21 protein-coding genes are annotated in these 20879 nt (G+C 71.0%); 12 read left to right on the plus strand and 9 right to left on the minus strand.

Annotated features, from left to right (window positions below):
* Positions 1–32: 32 nt before the first annotated feature.
* From ACF07B_RS09590 to ACF07B_RS09605, 4 genes are read right to left on the minus strand one after another with little or no spacing between them, the layout of a single operon-like run.
* Positions 33–1085, minus strand: a complete 1053-nt coding sequence (locus ACF07B_RS09590) for an aliphatic sulfonate ABC transporter substrate-binding protein (RefSeq protein WP_392178448.1) — start codon at positions 1083–1085, stop codon at positions 33–35.
* 47 nt (positions 1086–1132) lie between these two features.
* Positions 1133–1864 (minus strand): ABC transporter ATP-binding protein, encoded by a 732-nt coding sequence (locus ACF07B_RS09595; RefSeq protein ID WP_392178449.1) that lies wholly within the window; start codon positions 1862–1864, stop codon positions 1133–1135.
* On the minus strand, positions 1861–2754 hold the full coding sequence (locus ACF07B_RS09600) for an ABC transporter permease (RefSeq protein ID WP_384234147.1): 894 nt from the start codon (positions 2752–2754) through the stop codon (positions 1861–1863). The genes ACF07B_RS09595 and ACF07B_RS09600 overlap by 4 nt, the downstream gene beginning before the upstream one ends.
* Entirely contained in the window at positions 2751–2915 is a 165-nt protein-coding gene (locus ACF07B_RS09605) for a hypothetical protein (protein ID WP_392178450.1), read from the minus strand. Before ACF07B_RS09605 ends, ACF07B_RS09600 begins: the two co-directional genes overlap by 4 nt.
* A 1148-nt stretch (positions 2916–4063) precedes the next feature.
* On the opposite strand from ACF07B_RS09605, the gene ACF07B_RS09610 reads away from it, so the two are divergent.
* The 5 genes from ACF07B_RS09610 (at position 4064) to ACF07B_RS09630 (ending at position 9489) form a co-directional block, all read left to right on the plus strand.
* A complete protein-coding gene (locus tag ACF07B_RS09610) occupies positions 4064–5425 on the plus strand; it encodes a bifunctional o-acetylhomoserine/o-acetylserine sulfhydrylase (protein ID WP_392178451.1) in 1362 nt (453 codons plus the stop codon).
* A complete protein-coding gene (locus ACF07B_RS09615; protein ID WP_392178752.1) occupies positions 5422–6642 on the plus strand; it encodes a homoserine O-acetyltransferase in 1221 nt (406 codons plus the stop codon). Before ACF07B_RS09610 ends, ACF07B_RS09615 begins: the two co-directional genes overlap by 4 nt.
* Before the next feature lie 145 nt (positions 6643–6787).
* On the plus strand, positions 6788–7093 hold the full coding sequence (locus ACF07B_RS09620; protein WP_384234151.1) for a hypothetical protein: 306 nt from the start codon (positions 6788–6790) through the stop codon (positions 7091–7093).
* 135 nt (positions 7094–7228) lie between these two features.
* Complete coding sequence (locus ACF07B_RS09625) at positions 7229–8347, plus strand: S8 family peptidase (RefSeq protein ID WP_392178452.1); 1119 nt, start codon at positions 7229–7231, stop codon at positions 8345–8347.
* 203 nt (positions 8348–8550) lie between these two features.
* A complete protein-coding gene (locus ACF07B_RS09630; RefSeq protein WP_369479892.1) occupies positions 8551–9489 on the plus strand; it encodes a Ku protein in 939 nt (312 codons plus the stop codon).
* Positions 9490–9650: 161 nt separating this feature from the next.
* Here the strand turns inward: ACF07B_RS09630 and ACF07B_RS09635 are convergent, their stop codons facing one another.
* On the minus strand, positions 9651–10235 hold the full coding sequence (locus ACF07B_RS09635) for a helix-turn-helix domain-containing protein (protein WP_392178453.1): 585 nt from the start codon (positions 10233–10235) through the stop codon (positions 9651–9653).
* A gap of 115 nt (positions 10236–10350) precedes the next feature.
* Here ACF07B_RS09635 and ACF07B_RS09640 point away from each other — a divergent pair, with 115 nt between their 5' ends.
* The 3 genes from ACF07B_RS09640 to ACF07B_RS09650 are packed head-to-tail and all read left to right on the plus strand — an operon-like array spanning position 10351 to position 12617.
* On the plus strand, positions 10351–11187 hold the full coding sequence (locus tag ACF07B_RS09640) for an EamA family transporter (RefSeq protein ID WP_392178454.1): 837 nt from the start codon (positions 10351–10353) through the stop codon (positions 11185–11187).
* A gap of 28 nt (positions 11188–11215) precedes the next feature.
* Positions 11216–11863, plus strand: coding sequence for an FMN-binding negative transcriptional regulator (locus tag ACF07B_RS09645; RefSeq protein WP_392178455.1), 648 nt, complete (start codon positions 11216–11218; stop codon positions 11861–11863).
* A gap of 55 nt (positions 11864–11918) precedes the next feature.
* Positions 11919–12617, plus strand: coding sequence for a B3/4 domain-containing protein (locus ACF07B_RS09650; protein ID WP_392178456.1), 699 nt, complete (start codon positions 11919–11921; stop codon positions 12615–12617).
* A gap of 49 nt (positions 12618–12666) precedes the next feature.
* Here ACF07B_RS09650 and ACF07B_RS09655 read toward each other — a convergent pair whose 3' ends face one another.
* The gene (locus ACF07B_RS09655) at positions 12667–12852 is read right to left on the minus strand and encodes a hypothetical protein (RefSeq protein ID WP_326783281.1); all 186 of its coding nucleotides are present in this window, start codon (positions 12850–12852) and stop codon (positions 12667–12669) included.
* A gap of 77 nt (positions 12853–12929) precedes the next feature.
* Positions 12930–13199: a hypothetical protein gene (locus tag ACF07B_RS09660; RefSeq protein ID WP_392178457.1), complete on the minus strand. Its 270-nt coding sequence runs from the start codon at positions 13197–13199 to the stop codon at positions 12930–12932.
* A gap of 143 nt (positions 13200–13342) precedes the next feature.
* Here ACF07B_RS09660 and ACF07B_RS09665 point away from each other — a divergent pair, with 143 nt between their 5' ends.
* Positions 13343–15958 (plus strand): ABC transporter substrate-binding protein, encoded by a 2616-nt coding sequence (locus tag ACF07B_RS09665; protein WP_392178458.1) that lies wholly within the window; start codon positions 13343–13345, stop codon positions 15956–15958.
* 1019 nt (positions 15959–16977) lie between these two features.
* On the opposite strand, the gene ACF07B_RS09670 is transcribed toward ACF07B_RS09665, so the two are convergent.
* A complete protein-coding gene (locus ACF07B_RS09670) occupies positions 16978–17526 on the minus strand; it encodes a hypothetical protein (protein ID WP_392178459.1) in 549 nt (182 codons plus the stop codon).
* Positions 17527–18154: 628 nt separating this feature from the next.
* Positions 18155–18853, minus strand: coding sequence for a Clp protease N-terminal domain-containing protein (locus tag ACF07B_RS09675; RefSeq protein WP_392178460.1), 699 nt, complete (start codon positions 18851–18853; stop codon positions 18155–18157).
* Positions 18854–19028: 175 nt separating this feature from the next.
* Here ACF07B_RS09675 and ACF07B_RS09680 point away from each other — a divergent pair, with 175 nt between their 5' ends.
* From ACF07B_RS09680 to ACF07B_RS09690, 3 genes are all read left to right on the plus strand, one after another.
* A complete protein-coding gene (locus ACF07B_RS09680) occupies positions 19029–19346 on the plus strand; it encodes an ArsR/SmtB family transcription factor (protein ID WP_392178461.1) in 318 nt (105 codons plus the stop codon).
* The gene (locus tag ACF07B_RS09685) at positions 19343–19735 is read left to right on the plus strand and encodes a VOC family protein (RefSeq protein ID WP_369479903.1); all 393 of its coding nucleotides are present in this window, start codon (positions 19343–19345) and stop codon (positions 19733–19735) included. Before ACF07B_RS09680 ends, ACF07B_RS09685 begins: the two co-directional genes overlap by 4 nt.
* 117 nt (positions 19736–19852) lie before the next feature.
* Complete coding sequence (locus tag ACF07B_RS09690; protein WP_392178753.1) at positions 19853–20833, plus strand: endonuclease/exonuclease/phosphatase family protein; 981 nt, start codon at positions 19853–19855, stop codon at positions 20831–20833.
* The last annotated feature ends 46 nt before the right edge of the window (positions 20834–20879 follow it).

The raw sequence follows: 20879 nt of genomic DNA on the forward strand, positions 1-20879 counted from the left end.
TCCCCTTCGGGTGTCGAGGTGGAGGGCGGGGCTCAGCGCAAGGTGAGCTTGGAGCTGTCGTACCCGGCGGGCAGGAGGTTGTCGGTGATCGACGCGAGGTCGACCTTCTTGGTGATCTGGCCTGCTTCGAGGAAGGCGTCCGCGAGCTTCTGCTCCAGCTCGATGTCCGCCTTCTCCACCGGGGTCACACGGTTCGAGTAGGCGGCCAGGGACGCCTTGGCGTCGGCCAGCGGGATGCCCTGTTCCTGCGAGAGCGCCTTCGCGTACTGATCAGGGTGCTTGATGGCCCAGGCGTACTCCCGGGAGAGCCGCTTCAGGACGTCCGTGAGGGCCGCGCGCTTGGTCTTGTCCTTCAGCGACGTGTCGCTCGCGACGTAGTAGCTGCTCGTCTGGTCGATCGGCGGGAGGCCCTTGACCAGGATCCGCGCGCCGTTCTTGACCGCGATCGCCGACTGCGGGTTCCAGATCGACCAGGCGTCCACCTTCCCGGTGTTGAACGCCGTGGCCGCGGCCGCCGGGTCGAGGAACACCAGTTTCGCGTCCTTGGGGCCGAGGCCGACGCTCTTCAGCGCGTTCAGGGCCAGGCCGTGGGCGGAACTGCCCTGCGGTACGGCGATCCGCTTGCCCTTGAGGTCGGCGGCCGTCCGCAGCTTCGAGCCCTTCGGCACGATGATGTTCTCCACGGCCTGGTCGGGTGTGAGCGACCGGTTCACGGCGACGATCTTGAAGCCGTACTCCTTCGCGGCACCGGTGATCGGCGGCACGTCACCGACGCTGCCCAGGTCTATGTCCCCCGAGGCCGCGGCTTGCACGAGGGGTGGCCCGTAGGTGAAGCGGGCGAACTTCACCTTGTAGGGGGCGTTGTCGAAGACGCCGGTCAGTTTCGCCAGGGCCTGGCTGCCGTCACCGCCGTTGTCTCCGATGGTGAAGGTGTACTTGCTCCACTCAGGGTGCTTGGCGCTGCTCGCGTTGCCGGCGTTGCTCAGCGGCGCGGCGGTGTCCGAGGACGATCCGCAGGCGACGAGCGTGCTCGCCAGGGCGAGGGGACCTGCGGCGGCGATGAGTCTGCTGGTTGTCCTGCGCATGGGTTGTCCTGTGCTTTCTGTGCGGGGTGAGGGTGTGTTCGGGGACATCAGTGCTGCCCGGCGAGGCCGAGGTCTTCCAGGAGCCGGGCGCGGAGTTCCTCGCGCGCGACACTCGCTTCGCGGTCCGCGGCGGAGAGATGGACCTGGTGCGAGGTGCCGATGCGGCCGTCGCTCATGACGAGGATGCGGTCGCCCAGGGCGATCGCCTCGTCGATGTCGTGGGTGACGAGCAGCATCGCCGCCTGGTGCTTCGTCCGCAGTGCGCGTACGAGGTCGTGCATGCGCAGCCGCGTGATGGCGTCGAGGGCCGCGAACGGCTCGTCGAGCAGGACGAGTTCGGGCTCCGAGACCAGCGCTCGGGCCAGCGACACCCGCTGCGCCTCGCCGCCGGAGAGCTCCTTGGGCCATGCCTTCTCGCGGCCGGAGAGTCCGACCTCGGCGAGGACGTCGCGGGCCCGCCGGTCCGCGTCGGGGCCGTGGAGGCCGAGGGTGACGTTGCGAAGGACCCGTTGCCAGGGCAGCAGCCGGTCGGCCTGGAAGACGATCGCCCGCTTCGCCGGGACCTCGACGCGTCCTCCGTCGGGCCGGTCCAGTCCGGCGAGCAGACGCAGGAGTGTGCTCTTGCCGCAGCCCGAGGGACCGAGCAGGATCACCAACTCCTCGTCGGCGATGGTGAGATCGAGCTGGTCGAGCACCGCCCGGTCACCGAACCGCCGGACGACGCGCTCGACGACGACACCGGTCTGGCGGCGGAGATCGGTCGCGACTGTGCTGCTCATGACGCCTCATAACTGGGGCGCCACCGCAGCAGCACCCTCTCGAGAGCCCGGACGAACTGGTCGGCCAGCAGACCGAGGAGCGAGTAGATCACCAGCCCCACGAAGACCTGGTTGGTCTGGAGATAGGTCTGTCCCTGGGTGATGAGGAAGCCGAGTCCCGTGTCCGCGTTGACCGTTTCCGCGGCGACGAGGCCCAGGACGCTGTAGGCGAGGGAGAAGCGGAGGCCGACCAGGAAGCCCGGCAGGGATCCGGGCACCAGCACCCGCGTCACCAGGCGCCAGGTGCCCGCTCCGGTCGTGCGTGTCATCTCGATCAGCCGCTGGTCGACACCGCGGATCGCGGCGAACAGGTTGAGATACATCGGGACGCCGGCGCCGAAGGAGATCAGCAGGACCTTCGTGAGCTCGTCGATGCCGAACCACACGATCATCAGCGGCAGCACGGCGAGGAGGGGGATCGTGTTGAGCACCTGCACGACGCCGTTGAACAGATACTCACCGCTGCGCAGCAGTCCGCCGAGGACCCCGGTGACGATGCCCGCCGTCAGGCCGATCGCGAGGCCGATGCCGGCCCGCTGCAGCGAGATGGCCAGGTCCGGCCCGAGCACTCCCTGCTGCCACAGATCGACGGCGGACTTCACGATCGAGGTCGGGGCCGGAGCGTAGGTCTTGGTCAGCACCCCGGCCCTGGCGAGCGCCTCCCAGGCGAGGAGGATCACGACCGGGGTCGTGTAGATGCCCAGCGGCCAGCGCAGCCGCTGCCGGAGTGCGCCGAGCGGCGTTCCGCGACGCGCGCCCCGCGGAAGGAACACCTCGCGTTCCCGCGCGTTCTTCGTCGCGGCGTCCGGGCCCCTGAGGACGGCCGGCGCCGGGATGCGGATCTCGCTCATGCCGCCGCCGCCCGTTCCGGGGTGTACCGCGAGGCGTCACAGACGCGTTGCGGCGGGGGCACGGGAGACCTGAGCGTGGGCTCGTCCGGTGGCGCCGTGAGGTCGGCGCCCCCGGCCACCGCGCCGACGCGGCCGGTGAGTTTACGGATGGACACGGGCATGAGGAGGTCCTTGTCGGAGGAGGTGGGCGTACCACCGTGTGCTGGCGGATGGGTGACGCGATGGCAGACCACGCCCGCGGTCCGTCCGGCCGGAGTCGGGCGGGCACCTGGGGTCAGGACGCGGGGACAGGCGGCCGACGGTCACGAAGGAAACGCGGTCGGGCAGGTCAGGCCACGGGCACGCTGATGCCGGCTCGCCGAATCCGACGGCGGGCCGCCTTACCGACCTGAAGCCTGTTGACGGCTCGCCCGTTCCTCGACGACCGCCGCTGCCCGCTCGTACGGCCTTCACACCCCTGCGCGCCCCGCGCCGGGAACGCTTCCGCCCGCGGCAGGGAAGGAGAGGTGTGAGGTCGGAACGTGCGAGCGGAGCTCAGCAGCCGGATGCGACGATCCCGCTCGACAGCCGTGCTGCACGGGCGGTTTGACACCGCGTCCGGCCGACGTGCGCGGTCCGTGCGGACCGATCGCTGCCGGGGACTACCTGCCGGGTCAGCGACAACAAAACGTGCTGGCGACGAGCGCCAGATCGATGTGGCGCCGCCGGGTCAGGTCCACGCGCGGGTTCATGGGACGGGAGTTCAGCAGACGTTCACAGCGGTGGTCAAGAAAATCGGGGCAGGTCTTGCATGGCGGACACGGAGGGTTTCCCCGTTTGTTCGGGGCGGGTTGGAGCGACTGTTCGCGGCGGGTTGGAGCGACGGAATGATTCCGCGCCGCCCGACGGCGCGCCCCGGGCCCGTACCCCGTCCCCGGGACGGGCGGAATGAGAAGCGCGCAACCCGTTCCCGCCGGGCCGCGTACCTGAGGACGGCGGTCCCGTCGCCGGACCGGCACTCCTCCAGAAGGGTCCGTCAAAGGTGTCCTCCGACGGAAGAGACACCCCCGGGACACCGCGTATGGCTGGTTCGTGACGCCGCCATGTGGTTACCTGGGCTCATGACCGTGCTTGTGACCCGCCGCCACGTCGATTACGTGCGTGTCACCACCACCGGTTGTCCGGCCGCGAGCTGACGTCCCGCCCGGCCTTCTGACCAGCATCTCCTTCACCGCATAACGCTGCCCGCCGCTGCCGTACCGGCTGCGGTCCGCGGCGTCGTGGTTCCTCACGCCTTCCCTCTCTCACCCTCCGTACAGGGAGCAGCACCATGAGCCAGCCCATCGACTCCGTCACCGCCGGCCACACCCCGGAAGAGGCGCCCGCGGGGCCCGACACCTCGGCGTGGTCCTTCGAGACCAAGCAGATCCACGCGGGGGCCGCACCCGACCCGACGACCGGCGCCCGGGCGACACCGATCTATCAGACGACGTCGTTCGTGTTCCGGGACACCCAGCACGCGGCCGACCTGTTCTCGCTGGCCGAACCGGGCAACATCTACACGCGCATCCACAACCCCACCCAGGATGTCTTCGAGCAGCGGATCGCCGCGCTGGAGGGCGGCGTTGCGGCCGTCGCACTCGCCTCCGGACAGGCGGCGGAGACGCTGGCCATCCTGACGCTCGCGAGCTCGGGCGACCACATCGTCTCCAGTACGTCCCTGTACGGAGGTACGTACAACCTCTTCCGGCACACGCTCCCCAAGTTCGGTATCGACGTGTCGTTCGTCGACGACCCCGACGACCCCGAGGCATGGCGGGCGGCGATCCGGCCGAACACCAAGGCGCTGTTCGCGGAGACGCTGGGCAACCCGCGCGGCAACGTGCTGGACGTGCGGGCGGTCGCGGACGTCGCCCACGCCGAGGGCGTGCCGCTGATCGTGGACAACACCGTCCCGACTCCGTATCTGCTGCGGCCCCTTGAGCACGGTGCGGACATCGTCGTGCACTCGGCCACCAAGTTCCTGGGCGGGCACGGCACGACCATCGCGGGCGTGGTCGTCGACGGCGGCACCTTCGACTTCGGCGCGCACGCCGAGCGGTTCCCGGACTTCACCGAGCCGGACCCGAGCTACCACGGGCTGCGGTACTGGCCGGCCCTCGGCCCCGGCGCCTTCGCGGTCAAGCTGCGGGTTCAACTGCTGCGCGACCTCGGCCCCGCGCTCTCCCCGCACTCCTCGTTCCTGCTCCTTCAGGGCGTGGAGACGCTGAGCCTGCGCATCGAGCGGCACTCGGCGAACGCCCAGGCACTCGCCGAATGGCTGGAGCAGCGCGACGAGGTGGCCGCGGTCCACTACCCGGGACTCCCGTCCAGCAAGTGGTACGAGGCGGGCCAGAGGTACTTGCCGCGCGGTGCCGGTGCCGTGGTCTCCTTCGAGCTGCGGGACGGGGTGGAGGCGGGCAAGCGATTCGTGGACGCGGTCGAGCTGTTCAGCCACCTCGCCAACATCGGCGACGTACGCAGCCTGATCATCCACCCGGCGTCCACCACCCACAGTCAGCTGGACGACGAACAGCTCGCCGCGACCGGCACCTCACCGGGTCTGGTGCGTCTGTCGGTCGGCATCGAGAACCTCGCCGACCTCAAGGCGGACCTGGAGGCAGGCTTCCGCGCGGCCAAGGGCGCCTCCTGAACACCGTACTGACGCCCCATCAGGAGCCCCTCCCGCCGGCCACCGGTGCCTGGCGGGAGGGGGACCCGCCGGGGCGTCGCCGGTGGTACCGCCGCGACAAGCCTCTCCCGCTGGAGGCGGGCGCCGAACTGCCGGGTGTGCGGCTGGCGTTCGAGACATGGGGACGGCTCGCGCCGGACGCCTCCAATGCGGTGCTTGTCCTGCACGCTCTCACCGGGGACAGTCACGTCGTCGGACCGGCCGGCCCCGGGCACCCCACCCCCGGCTGGTGGGACGGGCTCGTCGGACCGGGACGGGCCCTGGACCCGGACCGCTGGTTCGTCGTGGCTCCGAACGCCCTCGGAGGCTGCCAGGGCAGTACCGGACCCTCGTCGCTCACACCGGACGGACGCCGCTGGGGCGGCGGCTTTCCCTTTGTGACGCAGCGTGACCAGGTGGCGGCCGAGGCCGGCCTGGCCGACATGCTCGGCATCGACCGCTGGGCTCTGGTGGTCGGCGGTTCGATGGGCGGGATGCGGGCCCTGGAATGGGGCGTGTCGTATCCCGAACGAACCGGCGCGCTCCTGCTGCTCGCCACGAGCGCCTCGGCGAGCGCCGAGCAGATCGCCTGGGCCGACATCCAGTTGCAGGCCATCCGCTCCGACCAGAACTGGCGCGGAGGCGACTACCACGACACCGGCCACGGCCCCCACACAGGTCTGGGCCTGGCTCGACGGATCGCCCATGTCACCTACCGCAGCGAGCGGGAACTCCATGTCCGCTTCGGACGTACGCCCCAGGGCGCGGAGGACCCCTGGAACGGCGGCCGGTACCAGGTCGAGTCCTACCTCGGCCATCACGCGGCCAAGCTGGTGAGCCGCTTCGACGCGGGCAGCTACGTCGTGCTGTCCGAGGCCATGAACAGTCACGACATCGGCCGGGGCCGCGGTGGCGTGCGCGCGGCTCTGCGACGGGTGACCGCCCGCACCCTCGTGGCCGGAGTCGACTCCGACCGCCTCTACCCACCGGCCCAGCAGGCGGAGCTGGCGGACGGCATCTCCGCATCAGACGGTCTCCGGCTGATCGAATCCCCCTACGGCCACGACGGCTTCCTCATCGAGGTCGAACAGGTCGCGGCACTCGTGGGCGAACTCCTTCCCTCGGAACCCCCTGGCGGGCGCGGGCCTGACGAATCGCCAAGGGCGTCGGCACGTACGTCGGACGGCTCGACCGTGTAGCCGGATCGGCCGCAGTGGGCCGAGGCGTGCGAGAAGGAGCGGCCCGGTCCGACGGCGGCGGAGGAGGAGGCGGCAGCGGCAGCGGCGGAGGGCATAGGGTTCAGGTGATCAAGGCCCTGGCACGAGCGAACTGGTGGACATTGCCGTGACAGCATCACTGGCGTGCAGGAAGATCCTTGCTGTCGAGGCGGGATCCGTCTACGCGTGGGAGACCATCGAGGGCGCCACCGGGAACATCCTGGTCGATCCGGACGCCTCGGTCGCCCGTGCCTGTACACCGGAGGGAACACTCCTCGGCACGATGGTCCTCGACAAGAACGTCGGGAACGTGGAGAACCCCGATCCGGACCCGGGACTCCACCGTGCGTTCCTGGCCGTCGCAGCGGCGATCCTCCGGGAGGCGGAGCGGCAGGGCCGACTGCCCGACAAGGTCACGCGCACCTACTGGTAGGCGTCACGTCACCACCTGGAAGGCCGTGCGCTCCAGGACCGGCCGCGAGCACGGGGACGGACCCCTCGCACGCTCCGCCGGAACCGCCGGCCCGCTGTGGTCGTCTTGTGCGCTGACTGTGTACGGGGCGGGAACATGGGGGAAGTTGTGACGCGGAACGTGACGAAGGCCGGTCTCCTGGTGGCGGCCATGGCAACGGTGCTCGGGGCCTCCGCCTGCGGCGGGGAAGCCGGCACGGCGGCAGGCGGGGCGCCCTCCTCCCACAAGAAGGGCACGGACGTGACGCCCTTCGAGAACAAGGCGTCCTCCGGCTGGGCGCCGACGCCCCACGCCACCGTGGGGATGTCGTCCGGGACCGCGGCGAGGGCCACGACTCGGCAGGTGCCGTGGAACCTCGACATTCTCGACCAGCGGTCGCGGCCGCTCAACGGGAAGTTCACCACTACCGCCACGGGCAAGGGCGTCCACGTCTACGTGATCGACACCGGAATGGACATCGCCCACAAGGAGTTCGGCGGGCGCGCCCGCCTCGGCGCCGACTTCGTGGGCCCGAAGGACTCCGGTGACTGCTTCAGCGAGGCGGGCACCGGCCACGGCACGTTCGTCGCGGGCGTCATCGGCGGGGCGAAGTACGGGGTGGCCCCCAAGGCGGAGCTCGTACGGGTCCAGGGCATCGTGTGCGAGAGCGACGGCGGCGGCTCCCCGGCGGCGGCGGAGGCGGCCCTGGTGAAGTCGGTCAAGTGGGTCACCGCGCACGCGCAGAAGCCCGCGGTGGTGAACATGTCGCTCAACCTCGGCCACCGGTCGACGGCCCTGGAGTCCGCCGTGAAGAAGATGGTCGACGCGGGGATCCCGACGGTGGTGTCGGCCGGCAACTACCATGACGACGCCTGCAAGCACTCCCCCGCCGGAGTCCCCGGCACCATCGTCGTGGCCGCCTCCACCTCGAACGACCGCGCCTGGACCGACAGCGGTTCCTACGGATCGGGCTACGGACGGTGCGTGGACCTGTACGCCCCCGGCCAGAAGGTGACCGCCGCCCTCGCCGGCGGCGGTACGACCACGGAGAACGACGGCGCGACGTCCTGGGCCGCGCCGCACGCGACCGGCGTGATCGCGCTGTATCTGTCGGCACACCCCCACGCCACCGCGCAGGAGGTTCACGTCTGGCTCGACCACACGGCCACCCGCGGTGTCGTGCGGGGCGTGCGCTCCGACACCCCCAACCGCCTGCTCAACACCGGCGGCCTCTGACCTCCCCGGGCCACCCCGGCCGCCGAGTCAGCGGGATGCCGCGCCTCACCGGACCGGCGGCCGGGCCCGGGGACCTGCTCGTCCGAGGTCCCCGGTTCCGCTGTCCGCGGGGCTCGCCGCGCCGCGACCTGCGAGCTTCGCCGCGCCTCGGCCTGCGACTGCTCCTAGGCTGAAGTCCTCGGCTCCTGTCGCGGAGGTCTTCCATGCCCCGAACCGTCTGGTCCGGCGCCATCTCGTTCGGCCTGGTCACCGTGCCCATCCACGTGGTCAGCGCCCGGGAGGACCACAGCATCCACTTCCACCAGGTGCACCTGGAGGACATGGGCCGGGTCCGGAGCCGCAAGATCTGCGAGATCGAGGGCCGCGAGGTCGCGCAGTCCGAGATCGGCAAGGGCTACCAGTGGGGCAAGGACACGATCATCCCGGTGCTCGACGAGGAACTGCGGGAGATACCGCTGCCCACGGCGAAAGCCATCGAGATCGAGGCGTTCGTGCCGCTGGACTCCATCGACCCGATCCAGATCGGCGACGGCTACTACCTCCAGCCCGACGGCAAGGTGGCCGCCAAGCCCTACACCCTCCTGCGGAAGGCCCTGGAGCGTTCCTCGAAGGTGGCCGTGGCGAAGTACGCCTGGAGCGGCCGCGAGCGCCTCGGCCTTCTCCGGGTCCGCGACGACGTCATCGTCCTGCACGCCATGCGCTGGTCCGACGAGATCCGCAGCCCCGCCGAACTGAGACCGGACGAGATCGAACTCACCGACGCGGAGATCGCCCAGGCGGAGCAGCTCATCGACGGGCTGACCCGGGACGACCTGGAAGGCGAGGAGTTCACCGACCGGTACACCGAGGCGGTGGAACGGCTCATCGAAGCCAAACGAGAGCACCGCGAGCCGCCCTCGGCCGAGGAGCCCGAGCAGGAGCCGGGGCAGATCGTCGATCTCATGGCCGCGCTCAAGGAGTCCGTGGCCAAGGCCCGCAAGTCCCGGGGCGACGACGCCACCGTCCACGACCTGCCGAAGAAGAAGACGGCGGCCAAGAAGACCGCGGCGAAGAAGACGACGACGGCGAGGACGGCGAAGAAGCAGCCCGCCAAGAACGCGGCCAAGAAGACGGCGGCGCGCAAGCCGCGGCGCAGCGCCTGATACCCGGCCGCTGCCTGCCCGACGCGTTGCGCATTCCTGGCCGGATGGGCCCGTGCTGAGCGGCGCGCCCCCTGGGTGAGTGGGGGTGCCCACTCCGGCGCCCCGGCACCGCGTCTGGCCACCGCCCCGGCACACTCGCTGTCGGGCGTGCGGAACGCCGGTCAGGCCGTGGCGGCGGGACCGGGCGGGATGTGAACGGTCATGATCAGGTGGCAGGTCTGATGGCCTGAGCCGCGGTAGGTGTGCGGGGCGTCGCCCTCGAAGGTGGCGGTCTGCCCGGTCTCCAGGGCGTACTCGGTGCCGTCGACGACGAGCACCATCTCTCCGGCGGTGACGCTGACGGTCTCCACGACGCCCGCCTGATGCGGATGGCTGGGGTACTCCTCGCCCGGTTCCAGCCTCCAGCGCCAGACCTCGACCGGGGCCGGTCCCGAGGTGGTCAGCATCAGCCGCGCCTCACTTCCCTTCTCCCCGGCCCACAGGGGCATGACGGCATCGGCGGTCACCACCCGGACGCGGCCTTCGGCAGGTCCCTCCATCAGCGCGGACACCGAGATGCCCAGGGTGTCGGCGAGGCGGACCAGGGTGGCGAAGTTCGGGTTGCCCTGGGCCTTCTCCAGGCCGACCAGGGCACCCTTGCTGACCTTGGCGCGGCGGCCGAGTTCGTCCAGGGACAGTCCGGCGCGGGTGCGGGCGGCCCTGACGTTGTGCGCGAGCGTCCGCAGTGCCGCCTCGGTCTCGGCCATCGGTCTCCCCTCCTGGCAGCGTTCACCGCACCGCCCGACGCAGTCGTTCGGTTGACCAGCTCCGGTCGGTGCGTTGTACGGTGTAGTCGTTCCATTGATAGTAAGGGATGTACCCGTGATCACTCTGCTGCTGGCCCTGGGCAGCTCCCTGGCCTACGGATGCGCCGACTTCCTCGGCGGTCTCGGCGCCCGCAAGGCCCATGTCCTGCGCACGGTGATGATCGCCGCTCCGGCCTCGCTCACCGTCGAGCTGCTGCTGTGGCCCTTCCTCGGCGCCTCCTTCGCCCCGGCGACCCTCGCCTGGGGCGCGGCGTCCGGTGTCGCCTCGGCCGCCGCGTTCGCCCTGCTCTACCGCACGCTCGCGATCGGCCCGATGAACGTCCTCTCGCCCCTCACCGCTCTGATCTCGGCCATGCTGCCGGTGGGTGTCGGTCTGGCGCAGGGTGAGCTCCTGGGCCCGGCCGGGCTGATCGGCCTGCCGCTGGCACTGGCGGCGGTGGTCCTGGTCAGCGCCGGGGGCGGATCCGGAACCGCGCGCCCGTCGCGTACGGCGCTGCTGCTGGCCTTGGGCGCCGGCGCCGCCATCGCGCTCCAGCTGATCTTCCTGCACCAGGCGCCCGCGGACAGCGGTGTCGGACCCCTGATCGTCGGCCGTGCGGTCTCCTCCGCCGTCACCCTGGCCGCGGCGGGGCTGATGTACCGCCGCCTGGGATCGGAGAAGCCCGCGTACGCGATGTCGGCGGCGGCCGGCGTGCTGGACTCGGTGGCGAATCTGCTGTTCCTGCTCGCGGCCCGGAGCGGCGACCTCGCCGTCGTCGCCGTGATCACCGCCCTGTACCCGGCCGGCACCGTCCTGCTCGCCCGCGGGATGCTCGCCGAGCGGATCCACCGCGGGCAGCTGATCGGCCTGGGCACCGCCGCCGTGGCCGTCAGCCTCCTCGCCGTCACCTGACCCCGTACGCGCCCGGAAGGGGCCCCGCATGTTCATCCAGCCCTGGGACGCCGCCCTCGACGACGCCGAATGGCGGGCCTGGATCGCCGACGGCCACGACTTCGGCATCCTCAGCGTCAACGGCCTGCCCGGACAGGCACCCGTCGTCGTCCCCACCCATTTCACCGTCGATGACGGTGATCTGCTCATCCACCTCGCCCGCCCCAACCCCGTCTGGAAGGCGATCGAGGCCGGCCCCGACGTCACGTTCACCGTCACCGGCGACTACGCCTTCATCCCCGGGCCCTGGCGCGCCACCCCCGACGTCCCGCCCACCGACGGCGTCCCCACCAGCTACTACGCGGCCGTCCAGTTCACCTGCCGGGCGACGGTCGTCGACGAACCCGAGGCCAAGGCCGAACTCCTCCGCCGCCAGATGGCCCACTTCCAGCCCGAGGGCGACCACGCCGCCATCGAGCCCGACCGGCCCCCGTACGGCCGGATGCTGACCGGCATCCGCGGTCTGCGCCTGGACGTCACCGCGGTGCGCGCGAAGTTCAAGTACGACGACCACAAACCCGTCGAGCAGCGCACCGACACCGCGCGCCGGCTCACCGAACGCGGCACCGGCCTGGACGGGCCCACCGCGGCGCAGCAGCTGCGCCGTCTGGACCGCGTCGGCCCCTGGAAACCCTGACCGCGCTCCTCATGCACCTTCGCCCGATGCACCTCCACCCGGAACGGACCCCCGGATGACCACCTTCCGTATCAACGCCTCCGTCGCCGACGCCTTCCCCGACACGCTCATCGCCGTCGTGACCGCCACCGGCCTGCGCGGCGACGAACCCTGGCCCGCCACCGCCACCACCCTTCAGGACCTGGAGCGGCAGCTCGCCGACGCCACCTGGCAGCCGGCCGACGAGACCGATCCGCGCATCGAGGCATGGCACACCGCGTACCGGTCCTTCGGCACCAACCCTCGCCGCACCCGGCCCAGCGTCGACGCCCTCGGCCGCCGTCTCGCCAAGAAGGGCACCCTCCCGCGCATCAACGCGGCCGTCGACTCCTACAACGCCGTCTCCGTGCGCCACGGCCTGCCCGCCGGCGCCTTCGACCTCGACCGCGTCACCGGCGACGTCGAGATCCGCTACGCCGACGGCAGCGAATCCTTCACCCCGCTCGGCGAACCCGAGGCCGTCGAGAACCCCCGCCCCGGGGAAGTCGTCTACGCCGACACCACCGACGTACTCACCCGGCACTGGAACCACCGCGACGCCCACCGCACCCGCGTCACGCCCGACTCCAGCCACGTGGCCTTCATCCTCGAAACCCTGCACGCCACCCGCGACGGACAGCTCCTCAAGACGGCGGCCGACGAGCTGCGAGCACTGCTCGCGCCGCACGCCGCGCGGACGACGGTGCACTACCTCAGCCCCGGCACCGCCGCCTGAGCGGGCCGGAGACGTACCCGGCGTGACAGCGGCGCGATGTCCGGGGCTCTCAGAGTGCCGGTTCGGGGAGCTCTCCGGGCTCGACCACGACGACCTCGACACGGGTGCAGCCGACCGCCTCCAGCGCACGCCGACGCCGCGTGGCGGAACGCTTGTCGTAACGGCCCGCGGAAGCCTGCGACGCCCCGTCCGGGTCGGTCCACGTCAGGCTGTACCGGCGCTTCGCAGTCGACATGCAGCCATTCCTCTCTGGCATCACCGGCTCGCAGGGGCGCGCCCCGGCCGGTTCACGGTTCATACGATCCAGCAGCTTCACATGCCGGGGACCGCACCGGAAGGACCATCGGGTGTGGCGCAGGTCATCGCTTCGCGAGGGAGCCCGCTCCACCGGTACGTTCCGGGCCGGCCGGCCCCTGCGCCGGAGCCGCGTACGACGAGGTGTTCGACGTGCGGACCGAGAACGCCGTCACCGTTCTCGAACAGCACGCCCCGGCCACCGGCCACACGCCGGCCGGACACCTCACCGCCCTCGGTCGCGTCGGCGAAGGCGACCTCCCCCGAGGCGCTGACGGGTCGCCACACTCCGGGCCCCTGAACCGGGATGCCCGCGCGGCCCCAGCACCCGCGGTGCCGCCCGACCCCACCCTCATCCCGCCTCGTCCCAGGAACACGATCAAGCCACTTTTCCTTCACGCGAACGGCACAGCAGGACCTAGAGTGTGCGCGTGACCGAGCAGAACCCCGAACTCATCGCCGGCCGCTACCAACTGGTCGAACGCATCGGCCAAGGCGGTATGGGCCGGGTCTGGCGTGGCGTGGACCAGCAGCTCTTCGGACGGGAGGTCGCCGTCAAGGAGATCCTCTTCCCGCCGGGGATGGAGGACGCCGACCGCGCGACGCTGCTCGGGCGTTTCGCCGCCGAGGCCCGTGCGGCGGTCACTCTCAGCCACCCGGGAATCATCACGATCCATGACGTCGTGGAGCACCACGGCGCCCCCGTGATCGTCATGGAGTTCATCCGCGGTCAGTCCCTGGCCGCCGCCATCCGCGGGCAGGGCCGGCTGCCCGTGCGGCGGGTGGCCCAGATCGGCGCCGCCATGCTCGACGCGCTCGCCGAGGCGCACGGGGGGCGGATCGTCCACCGCGACATCAAGCCGGACAACGTGCTTCTGACCAAGGACCGGGTCGTCCTCACCGACTTCGGCATCGCGCACCTCGCGGACGCCACGACCAAGCTGAGCCACAGCGGGATCGTCATCGGTACGCCGCAGTACATGGCGCCGGAGCAGCTGGAGGGCAAGCGTCCGACTCCCGCCAACGACCTGTGGGCGCTCGGCGCCACCCTGTACCACGCCGTCGAGGGGCAGCCGCCGTTCGAGGCGGAAGGTCTGCACGCCCTGGCCGTGGCCGTCTTCACCCGCCCGCACCGGCCGCCGGTCCACGCCGGGCCGCTCGCGCCCGTCCTGGACGCGCTGCTCACGAAAGATCCGGAACAGCGGCTGGGCGCCTCCGAGGCCGCCGGGATGCTGGCGTCGGTGCTGCGCTCCTTCCCGGCCCTGGGCGACACGGCCGCGGAACCGGGGCCGGAGCCCGCGCCCGAGCGCGATCCCGTCCCGGACGCCGCGACGGAGCACGCACCACCTTCCGTGCCGCCCAAGCCCCGCAAGCCCCCCAAGGCCGCAACACCGGGTACGCCGCATGAGCCCACGGTCCTGGATTCCGGGGCGACCCCGGCCGACCCCCGTACAGCGGACCAGGATCCCGTTCAGGATCATCACCCGGTCCCGGCCCCGGCTCCTGACCCGGCCCCTGACCCGGTTCCGGACGAGCGCCCCGTCCCGAACCGGAATCCTGTGCCGGACCAGGACTCCGTCCCGGACCAGGATTCCGTCCCGGACCATGACGCTGACCCGGACCAACCGCCCGTCCCGGACCGGGATCCCGTTCGGGACCAGCCTCCCGCCCCGGACCGGCCGGCCGACCCGCCGTCGGTTTCCGTACCCACGTCCCCGGCCGAGGACGTGGTCCTGCCCGGGACGACGGCCGAGATGAAGACGGGCGAGCCGAAGCCGGTACGGGCGCGCGCCCTCACCCGGCGTTCCGTGGTCCTGGGCGCGGCACTGGCCACGCTCGCGGCCGGCTCCGCCCTGACCTGGACCCTCTCGGGTAAGGACAAGACACCCGGCGGTGGCGGAGCGGCCGACGGCGCCGCCGCGGCTTCCGCCGTGACGGTGGTGATCGGGGTGGACGCACCGCTCACCGGCGGTATGTCCTCGATGGGGCTCGGCATCCGGAACTCCGCCGACCTCGCGGTCAAGACCGCCAACAAGAAGAACGTCATCCCCGGCGTCACGTTCCAGATCAAGTCCCTGGACGACGCCGCCGACCCCGCCAAGGGCCAGGAGAACGCCGCGAGTTTCGTCTCCGACGCGAAGACGCTGGGCGTCGTCGGGCCGTTGAACTCCAGCGTGGCCCGGACCCTGGTGCCACCCCTGGCGCAGGCGGACCTGGTCAACATCTCACCGGGCAACACCGCTCCCGAGACGACGCTGGGCCCCGACTGGGCGGCGGGCACCAAGTCCCGTCCGCACGACACGTACTTCCGCACGGTGGCCACGGACGTGGACCAGGGCCCGTTCGCCGCCCGCTACCTCCACACAGAGGGCGGGAAGAGCAAGGTGTACGTCATCGACGACCGGAGCCTCTACGGCACCGGTCTCACCGCCGGTTTCACGGCCGAGTTCAAGAAGCTCGGCGGAACCGTGGTCGGCGCGGAGCAGGTCGATGACGGCCAGACCGATTTCTCCGATCTCGCCGCGAGCGTCCGGGCCTCGGGCGCCGACGCCGTGTACTTCGGCGGCTACTACGACACCGCGGGACCGCTCTCCAAGGAGCTCAAGCAGGCTGGGGTCCGCATCCCCCTGATGGGCGGCGACGGCATGTTCACCGAGGCGTTTCTCACGTCCGGCCCGAAGGCCGACGGCGACCTCGCCGTCAACATCGGCGTGCCCGCCGAGGAACTGCCGGGCGGGGCGGACTTCCTCGCCCGGTACCGCGCGGCCGGGTACACGGACGACGCCAACTGGTACGGGCCGTACGCCTATGACGCGACCTGGAGCATCGTCGAGGCCGTGAAGGCCCTCGTGACGGCCAACGGCGGCACGCTCCCCCGCGACGCCCGCGCGAAGATGCGACAGGCCGTGTCCCGGCTCGACTTCGACGGCGTCACCGGCCGGGTCGCCTTCGACGAGTACGGCGACACGCGTAACCGGGGTCTGACGGTGTGCTCGGTGTCAGGCGGCCGCTGGACCACCGTCACCAGCGGAGCCGCGCCCTCCTGAGGCCCACCGGCCCGAAGGACCCGTACGAGCCGCGATGCCAGGCGCTGCCGCCGACACCGCCGGCCAAGTTCACCGAAGGCGTTACGGAAGACGAGAGCCGCGCCGAACGCCAGGGCAACCGCGACCGGCCCCTGGCTGTCCAGGCAGCGTCACCCATCGCCTTGGTTCGCCGTGAGGAAAGCGGCGAGCCCCCCGATCCCGAGTGGGATTTCATGCGCGTACGCCCGGCCACCGCCGCCGCGTTCCTCGCCACCACCCTTTCCGCGTCCGTGATCCCGGCAGCCGCCCAGGCGGCGGACGGGGCCGCGCCCAGCGACACGACGTTCTCGAACGTCGTCGTCAACGGTGGCAAGGACGTCGTGCTCGGCCTGGCCACCAAGAAGACCGTCACGATCGCGTGGACAGCGACGGACCCGGACGGTGTCGTCGCTTCCTGGGCCTACCTGTGGCACGGCCCCAACACCGATGACGCCGACGGCAGACTGCCGACCTACCCGCCGGCGGGCACGTGCACGGTGTCGCCCACCGACCGCACCACCTCCACCTGCACGGTGAGCTTCGGGGTGGACGCCAAGCGGGACTTCGACGACAACGGCCTCGCCGGCACCTGGAAGGTGCTCGCCGAGGCGCAGGACACCAACGACGACAGAAGAACAGCACCACCTACCCACCCTGAAGACCGTCACCAGTGGCGGCAAGGGAACGCTGAAGACCACCACGACGGCCAAAGCGGACGGCTACTTCCGTTTCCTCTTCACCGGCACGTCCACCGCGGGCCCGGCCACGGCGACGGGCGACTTCGTCGACGTCAGGTGACGGCGCCGGTCCGCCCCGCCCCGCCCCGCCCCGCCCCGGACAAGGGACGGTACGGACGGGAGCGGACCGACCGGGAGCGGACCAGGCTGGAACGACCGGCCGGGAACGGACCGGGCAGGCGGCCGGCGTACGCCACCGGCGCCGGCAGTCCGGTCCGCGTGCCCCGGTCCCCGGCCGGCACGCAGGGCGGAGCGGTTCCGCCGTCAGCGGTTGGTCGTGGTGCCGATGTCGGCGATGTGGTCGTACCGCTCCAGGAGCACGAAGAGCTTGGTCTTCTGCGTCGTGTCCCCGCTGCCGTAGGTCAGGGTGACGATGACCTCGTGGCCCATGCCCACGGCGCCGTTGTCGGTCACCCTCCACTGCGCCGGGACGTTCTGTGCGCGCAGGACGCCGTCGACACCGTTCTGCTCCTCCCAGGCCGCCAGCCGTTCGGCGAAGTCGGCGGTCAGGTAGTGCTTGCGGAGCGCCGTGGCCAGCGTGCCGTCCGGGTCCTCGTAGTCGCCCTTCGCGTCGATGTACGCGCCGTAGAAGTCGGCGACCCGGGTCACCGCCTGACCGGTCGTTCCGCTGACCGGCTTCGGCGCGGCGGCGGCCACCTTCGCCGGAGTGTGGACGGCCACCTTCGCCGGGGTGTGGACGGCCGCCTGCGCCGACATCTGCGTCGACAGACCGAGTCCGACCGCCAGGACGATGCCCGCTGCGACGGCCGCGCGGCGGCCCGAACGACGGTGGGTGCGGGTGCTGCTGTTCATGTGTGTCTTCCCTCTTCTGCGGCTGGTCCGCGTGTGGTTGCCCTGGGTCGCTTCCGGCCCTCCGGCTGGATGCGCCGGCCGGCTGTCGCCACCCGCGTCAGCGGCCGGGGCGAGGACAGGTCGGCCCCGCTGCCCGATCGGACGGGAAGCCGGCCCGTGTCCTCGCTCCGCGACGGCCGTGTGCTGTCAGCCGCCGCGGGATGCCGAACGCCGCCCCCGGACACAGAGGTGTCCCGGTACGCAGACGAAGGGTGGGTGCCGTTGCCGTACAACCGCCGGTGCGGTCGTTCCGCCTCGGCCGGTGCGACACCCAGAGCTTCCAGGACGCCCGGGACCCACCACAACACCTGCCGCCACCCTGCAACGATGGAACGATCCCACCCCTGTTGAGCAGCGCAAACACCCTGTGCCTGGGATGCCGACCCGGGACGCGGAGACGGCTCGCGGCGGTCAGCCGGCCGGCACGGGATGCGGCCGCACGGCACCCGGGCACGGAGATCGACCATCAACCGTCAACGAGCGGCGAACGGGGAGCAGGGAGCAGGGAGCAGGGAGCAGGGAGCGGCCAACGACCCGGCGGACCCGGCCGACCCGTGCACACCTCAGAACGGCCTGAGCGCCGCTACTCCTAGTCGCGCGCGGCGAGTTGTTCGGCGACCTCGGTCCTGACCGTCTCGCGCAGTTCGTCCGGCGTGAAGCCGAGACCTCGCAGGACCTGCGCCGCCGTGCTTTCCTCGGCACGGATCAGACCCAGCAGCATGTGTTCGGTGCCGACCCAGTCGTGGCCGAGGTCCACCGACGCCTGGCGTGCCTGCTCGATGGCCTCCTTGCTCTCCGGGCGGAACGCGATGTGACCCCGCAGCGCTTTCTCCCCGGCCGGTGGCAGCGCTTCCTCGATCACGTCGCGGACGCGCTGCTCCGACTCGGCTTTGGCCAGCAGCAACGCGTACGCCGTGCCCTGCGGTTCGCCGAGGAGGCCGAGCAGGAGGTGTCCGGTGCCGATGAAGTCGTGCTTGTACGTCCGGGCGGCTTCCTGCGCCAGCACGATGCTGTGCCGGTTCAGGTTGGTGAACCGCTCGAACGGTGCCGGCGCGTGGCGCTGCTGGGCGGCCTGCTTGGAGACCCCGATGGCGTCGCCGATCTGGGTCCACGACGCGCCGGTCCGCTTGGCCTTGCTGACGTAGTGGTCGATGAGCTGGTCACCGAGGTCGGACAGCGTCTGGGCGCGAAGTCGCGCCTCGCTGATGCGGGCCAGTTCGTCGGCTTCGGGAAGTTCCTCGTCGAGTCGGGCGATCAGGTCGGCGAGGCTGATGTCGAGTGGACTCATGCGTCAATCCTAAGTTGACGATAGGGGGTCGTCAACTTGTAATTGACGATTATCTAGGCACCTGCACGGAAACGGTCGATCCGACATGGAGGGCCGCCGGGTGCGCACCACGCCCGCGAACGAGTCCAGATCGCAGGACTTGATAGGCAAGTGAATACTTGCCTATCCTGTGGTCGTGGCCGACGACCTCTTCAAAGCTCTGGCCGACCCCAGCCGCCGCATCATCCTCGACGAGCTCACGGAGAAGTCCGGACAGACACTGTTCGAGATCTGCTCGCGACTGACCATGAAGCACCGGCTCGGCATCTCGCGTCAGGCGGTCTCCCAGCACCTGGCCCTGCTGGAGGCCGCCGGGCTCGTCGAGACCAGACGGCAGGGCCGCTACAAGTTCCACGACCTGAACACAGCCCCGCTGCGGCAGATAGCCGAGCGATGGCCCACGCCAGACCCGCCCACACCCGACCCTTCCGGACCAGAGAAGAGCACTCCATGAAGATCCATCTGACCAGCGTCTTCGTCGACGACCAGGCCAAGGCCGACCATTTCTACACCGAGATCCTCGGATTCGTGAAGAAGCACGACATCCCCTGCGGCGAGGAGGCCCGGTGGCTGACCGTCGTCTCGCCCGATGAGCCCGGAGGCACCGAACTCCTCCTGGAGCCCGCCGGCCACCCGGCCGTCAAGCCCTACCGCGACGCGCTCGTCAAGGACGGCATCCCGCTCGCCCAGTTCGCCGTCAACGACGTGGAGGCGGAGTACGAGCGCCTGATCGCCCTCGGCGTTCACTTCACCCAGGAGCCCCTGGCGATGGGCCCTGTCACCACCGCCGTCTTCGACGACACCTGCGGCAACCTGATCCAGATCGTGACTCAGCCGAAGTAGGCGGAACGCCTCGCGGATGTGTGCCGTCACACGTGTGACGAGCAGAACTGGCGCACCGGGTCGCTCGTCCTGGAGGGCAGGACCAAGAGCAACAACAAGGGGCGTGCGGTGGAAGGCCTGGATGAGCGGGACCCCGGTGCGGCGCCGAAGACGGCGACACCCCGCGATCGGTCGTCCTGGACACGGGGGCCGGTACTCGCCGCGCTGGCGGTGGTGACGGCGGTGCTGCTGACGTTCCATCGGCTGGTCCCGAACACCCCCGGGCACCTGGGCAGTCTGCTGGAATCGTTCCTGCCCTGGTCCGGCCTGGTGATCATGCTGCTGCTCGGCCTGGCGCTGTTGCGCCGCTCCGCACTCGCGCTCGTGGCCCTCCTGCTGCCGGCGGCGGCCTGGACGTACCTGTTCGGCGGGTTGCTGCTGCCCGGGGCACCACCCGGCGCGCACGACCTGGTCGTCGTGCAGCACAACGCGAGCGACGAGAACACCGACCCGGCGGGCACAGCCCGCTCCCTGGCCGATGCCGAGCCCGACCTCATCGCCCTGGAGGAGTTGCTGCCCGCGGCACTGCCGGTCTACGAAAGGACGCTCGCCCCGCGCTATCCGTACCACGCGGTGGTGGGCACCGTCGGACTCTGGTCGAAACACCCGCTCACCGACGTCCAGAAGCTGCCCATCAAACCCCCTGAGATCACCGAGACCTGGAGCCGCGGGCTCCGGGGCGTGGTCCACATCCGACACCGCGAGATCGCGGTCTATGTCGCGCACCTGCCCTCGGTGCGTGTCCGCGCAACCGGTCTCGCCTCCGCCCGGCGCGACGAGAGCGCCGGCCTGCTGGGCAAGGCCGTCACCGCCGAGAAACTGCGCACGGTGATACTCCTCGGCGACCTCAACAGCACGGTCGGCGACCGCGGGCTGACCCCGCTGTCCTCACAGATGAACGTGTCGGCCCGGGGATTCGCCTTCAGTTTCCCCGCCGCCTTCCCCGTGGCCCGGATCGACCAGATCATGGCGCGCTCGGCGACCGTCAGTCACCTTCGCACCCTGCCCGCCACCGGCAGCGACCATCTCCCGATCACCGCCCGGATCACCTTGGACTGAGTGCGTGCGCCGGGCATTGTCAGAGGCTTCGGGCACACTGCGCTCC

Origin of the sequence: Streptomyces sp. NPDC015532 (assembly GCF_043078065.1) — a bacterium.
Taxonomy (GTDB): Bacteria; Actinomycetota; Actinomycetes; order Streptomycetales; family Streptomycetaceae; genus Streptomyces.

What these genes read in the sequence shown, in the direction of transcription:
- ACF07B_RS09670 (WP_392178459.1), bottom strand. Translation starts at nt 17,526, where the DNA reads ATGAACAGCAGCACCCGCACCCACCGTCGTTCGGGCCGCCGCGCGGCC.
- ACF07B_RS09650 (WP_392178456.1), top strand. Translation starts at nt 11,919, where the DNA reads ATGACCACCTTCCGTATCAACGCCTCCGTCGCCGACGCCTTCCCCGAC.
- ACF07B_RS09635 (WP_392178453.1), bottom strand. Translation starts at nt 10,235, where the DNA reads ATGGCCGAGACCGAGGCGGCACTGCGGACGCTCGCGCACAACGTCAGG.
- ACF07B_RS09645 (WP_392178455.1), top strand. Translation starts at nt 11,216, where the DNA reads ATGTTCATCCAGCCCTGGGACGCCGCCCTCGACGACGCCGAATGGCGG.
- ACF07B_RS09595 (WP_392178449.1), bottom strand. Translation starts at nt 1,864, where the DNA reads ATGAGCAGCACAGTCGCGACCGATCTCCGCCGCCAGACCGGTGTCGTC.
- ACF07B_RS09625 (WP_392178452.1), top strand. Translation starts at nt 7,229, where the DNA reads ATGGGGGAAGTTGTGACGCGGAACGTGACGAAGGCCGGTCTCCTGGTG.
- ACF07B_RS09600 (WP_384234147.1), bottom strand. Translation starts at nt 2,754, where the DNA reads ATGAGCGAGATCCGCATCCCGGCGCCGGCCGTCCTCAGGGGCCCGGAC.
- ACF07B_RS09685 (WP_369479903.1), top strand. Translation starts at nt 19,343, where the DNA reads ATGAAGATCCATCTGACCAGCGTCTTCGTCGACGACCAGGCCAAGGCC.
- ACF07B_RS09610 (WP_392178451.1), top strand. Translation starts at nt 4,064, where the DNA reads ATGAGCCAGCCCATCGACTCCGTCACCGCCGGCCACACCCCGGAAGAG.
- ACF07B_RS09655 (WP_326783281.1), bottom strand. Translation starts at nt 12,852, where the DNA reads ATGTCGACTGCGAAGCGCCGGTACAGCCTGACGTGGACCGACCCGGAC.
- ACF07B_RS09605 (WP_392178450.1), bottom strand. Translation starts at nt 2,915, where the DNA reads ATGCCCGTGTCCATCCGTAAACTCACCGGCCGCGTCGGCGCGGTGGCC.
- ACF07B_RS09590 (WP_392178448.1), bottom strand. Translation starts at nt 1,085, where the DNA reads ATGCGCAGGACAACCAGCAGACTCATCGCCGCCGCAGGTCCCCTCGCC.
- ACF07B_RS09675 (WP_392178460.1), bottom strand. Translation starts at nt 18,853, where the DNA reads ATGAGTCCACTCGACATCAGCCTCGCCGACCTGATCGCCCGACTCGAC.
- ACF07B_RS09630 (WP_369479892.1), top strand. Translation starts at nt 8,551, where the DNA reads ATGCCCCGAACCGTCTGGTCCGGCGCCATCTCGTTCGGCCTGGTCACC.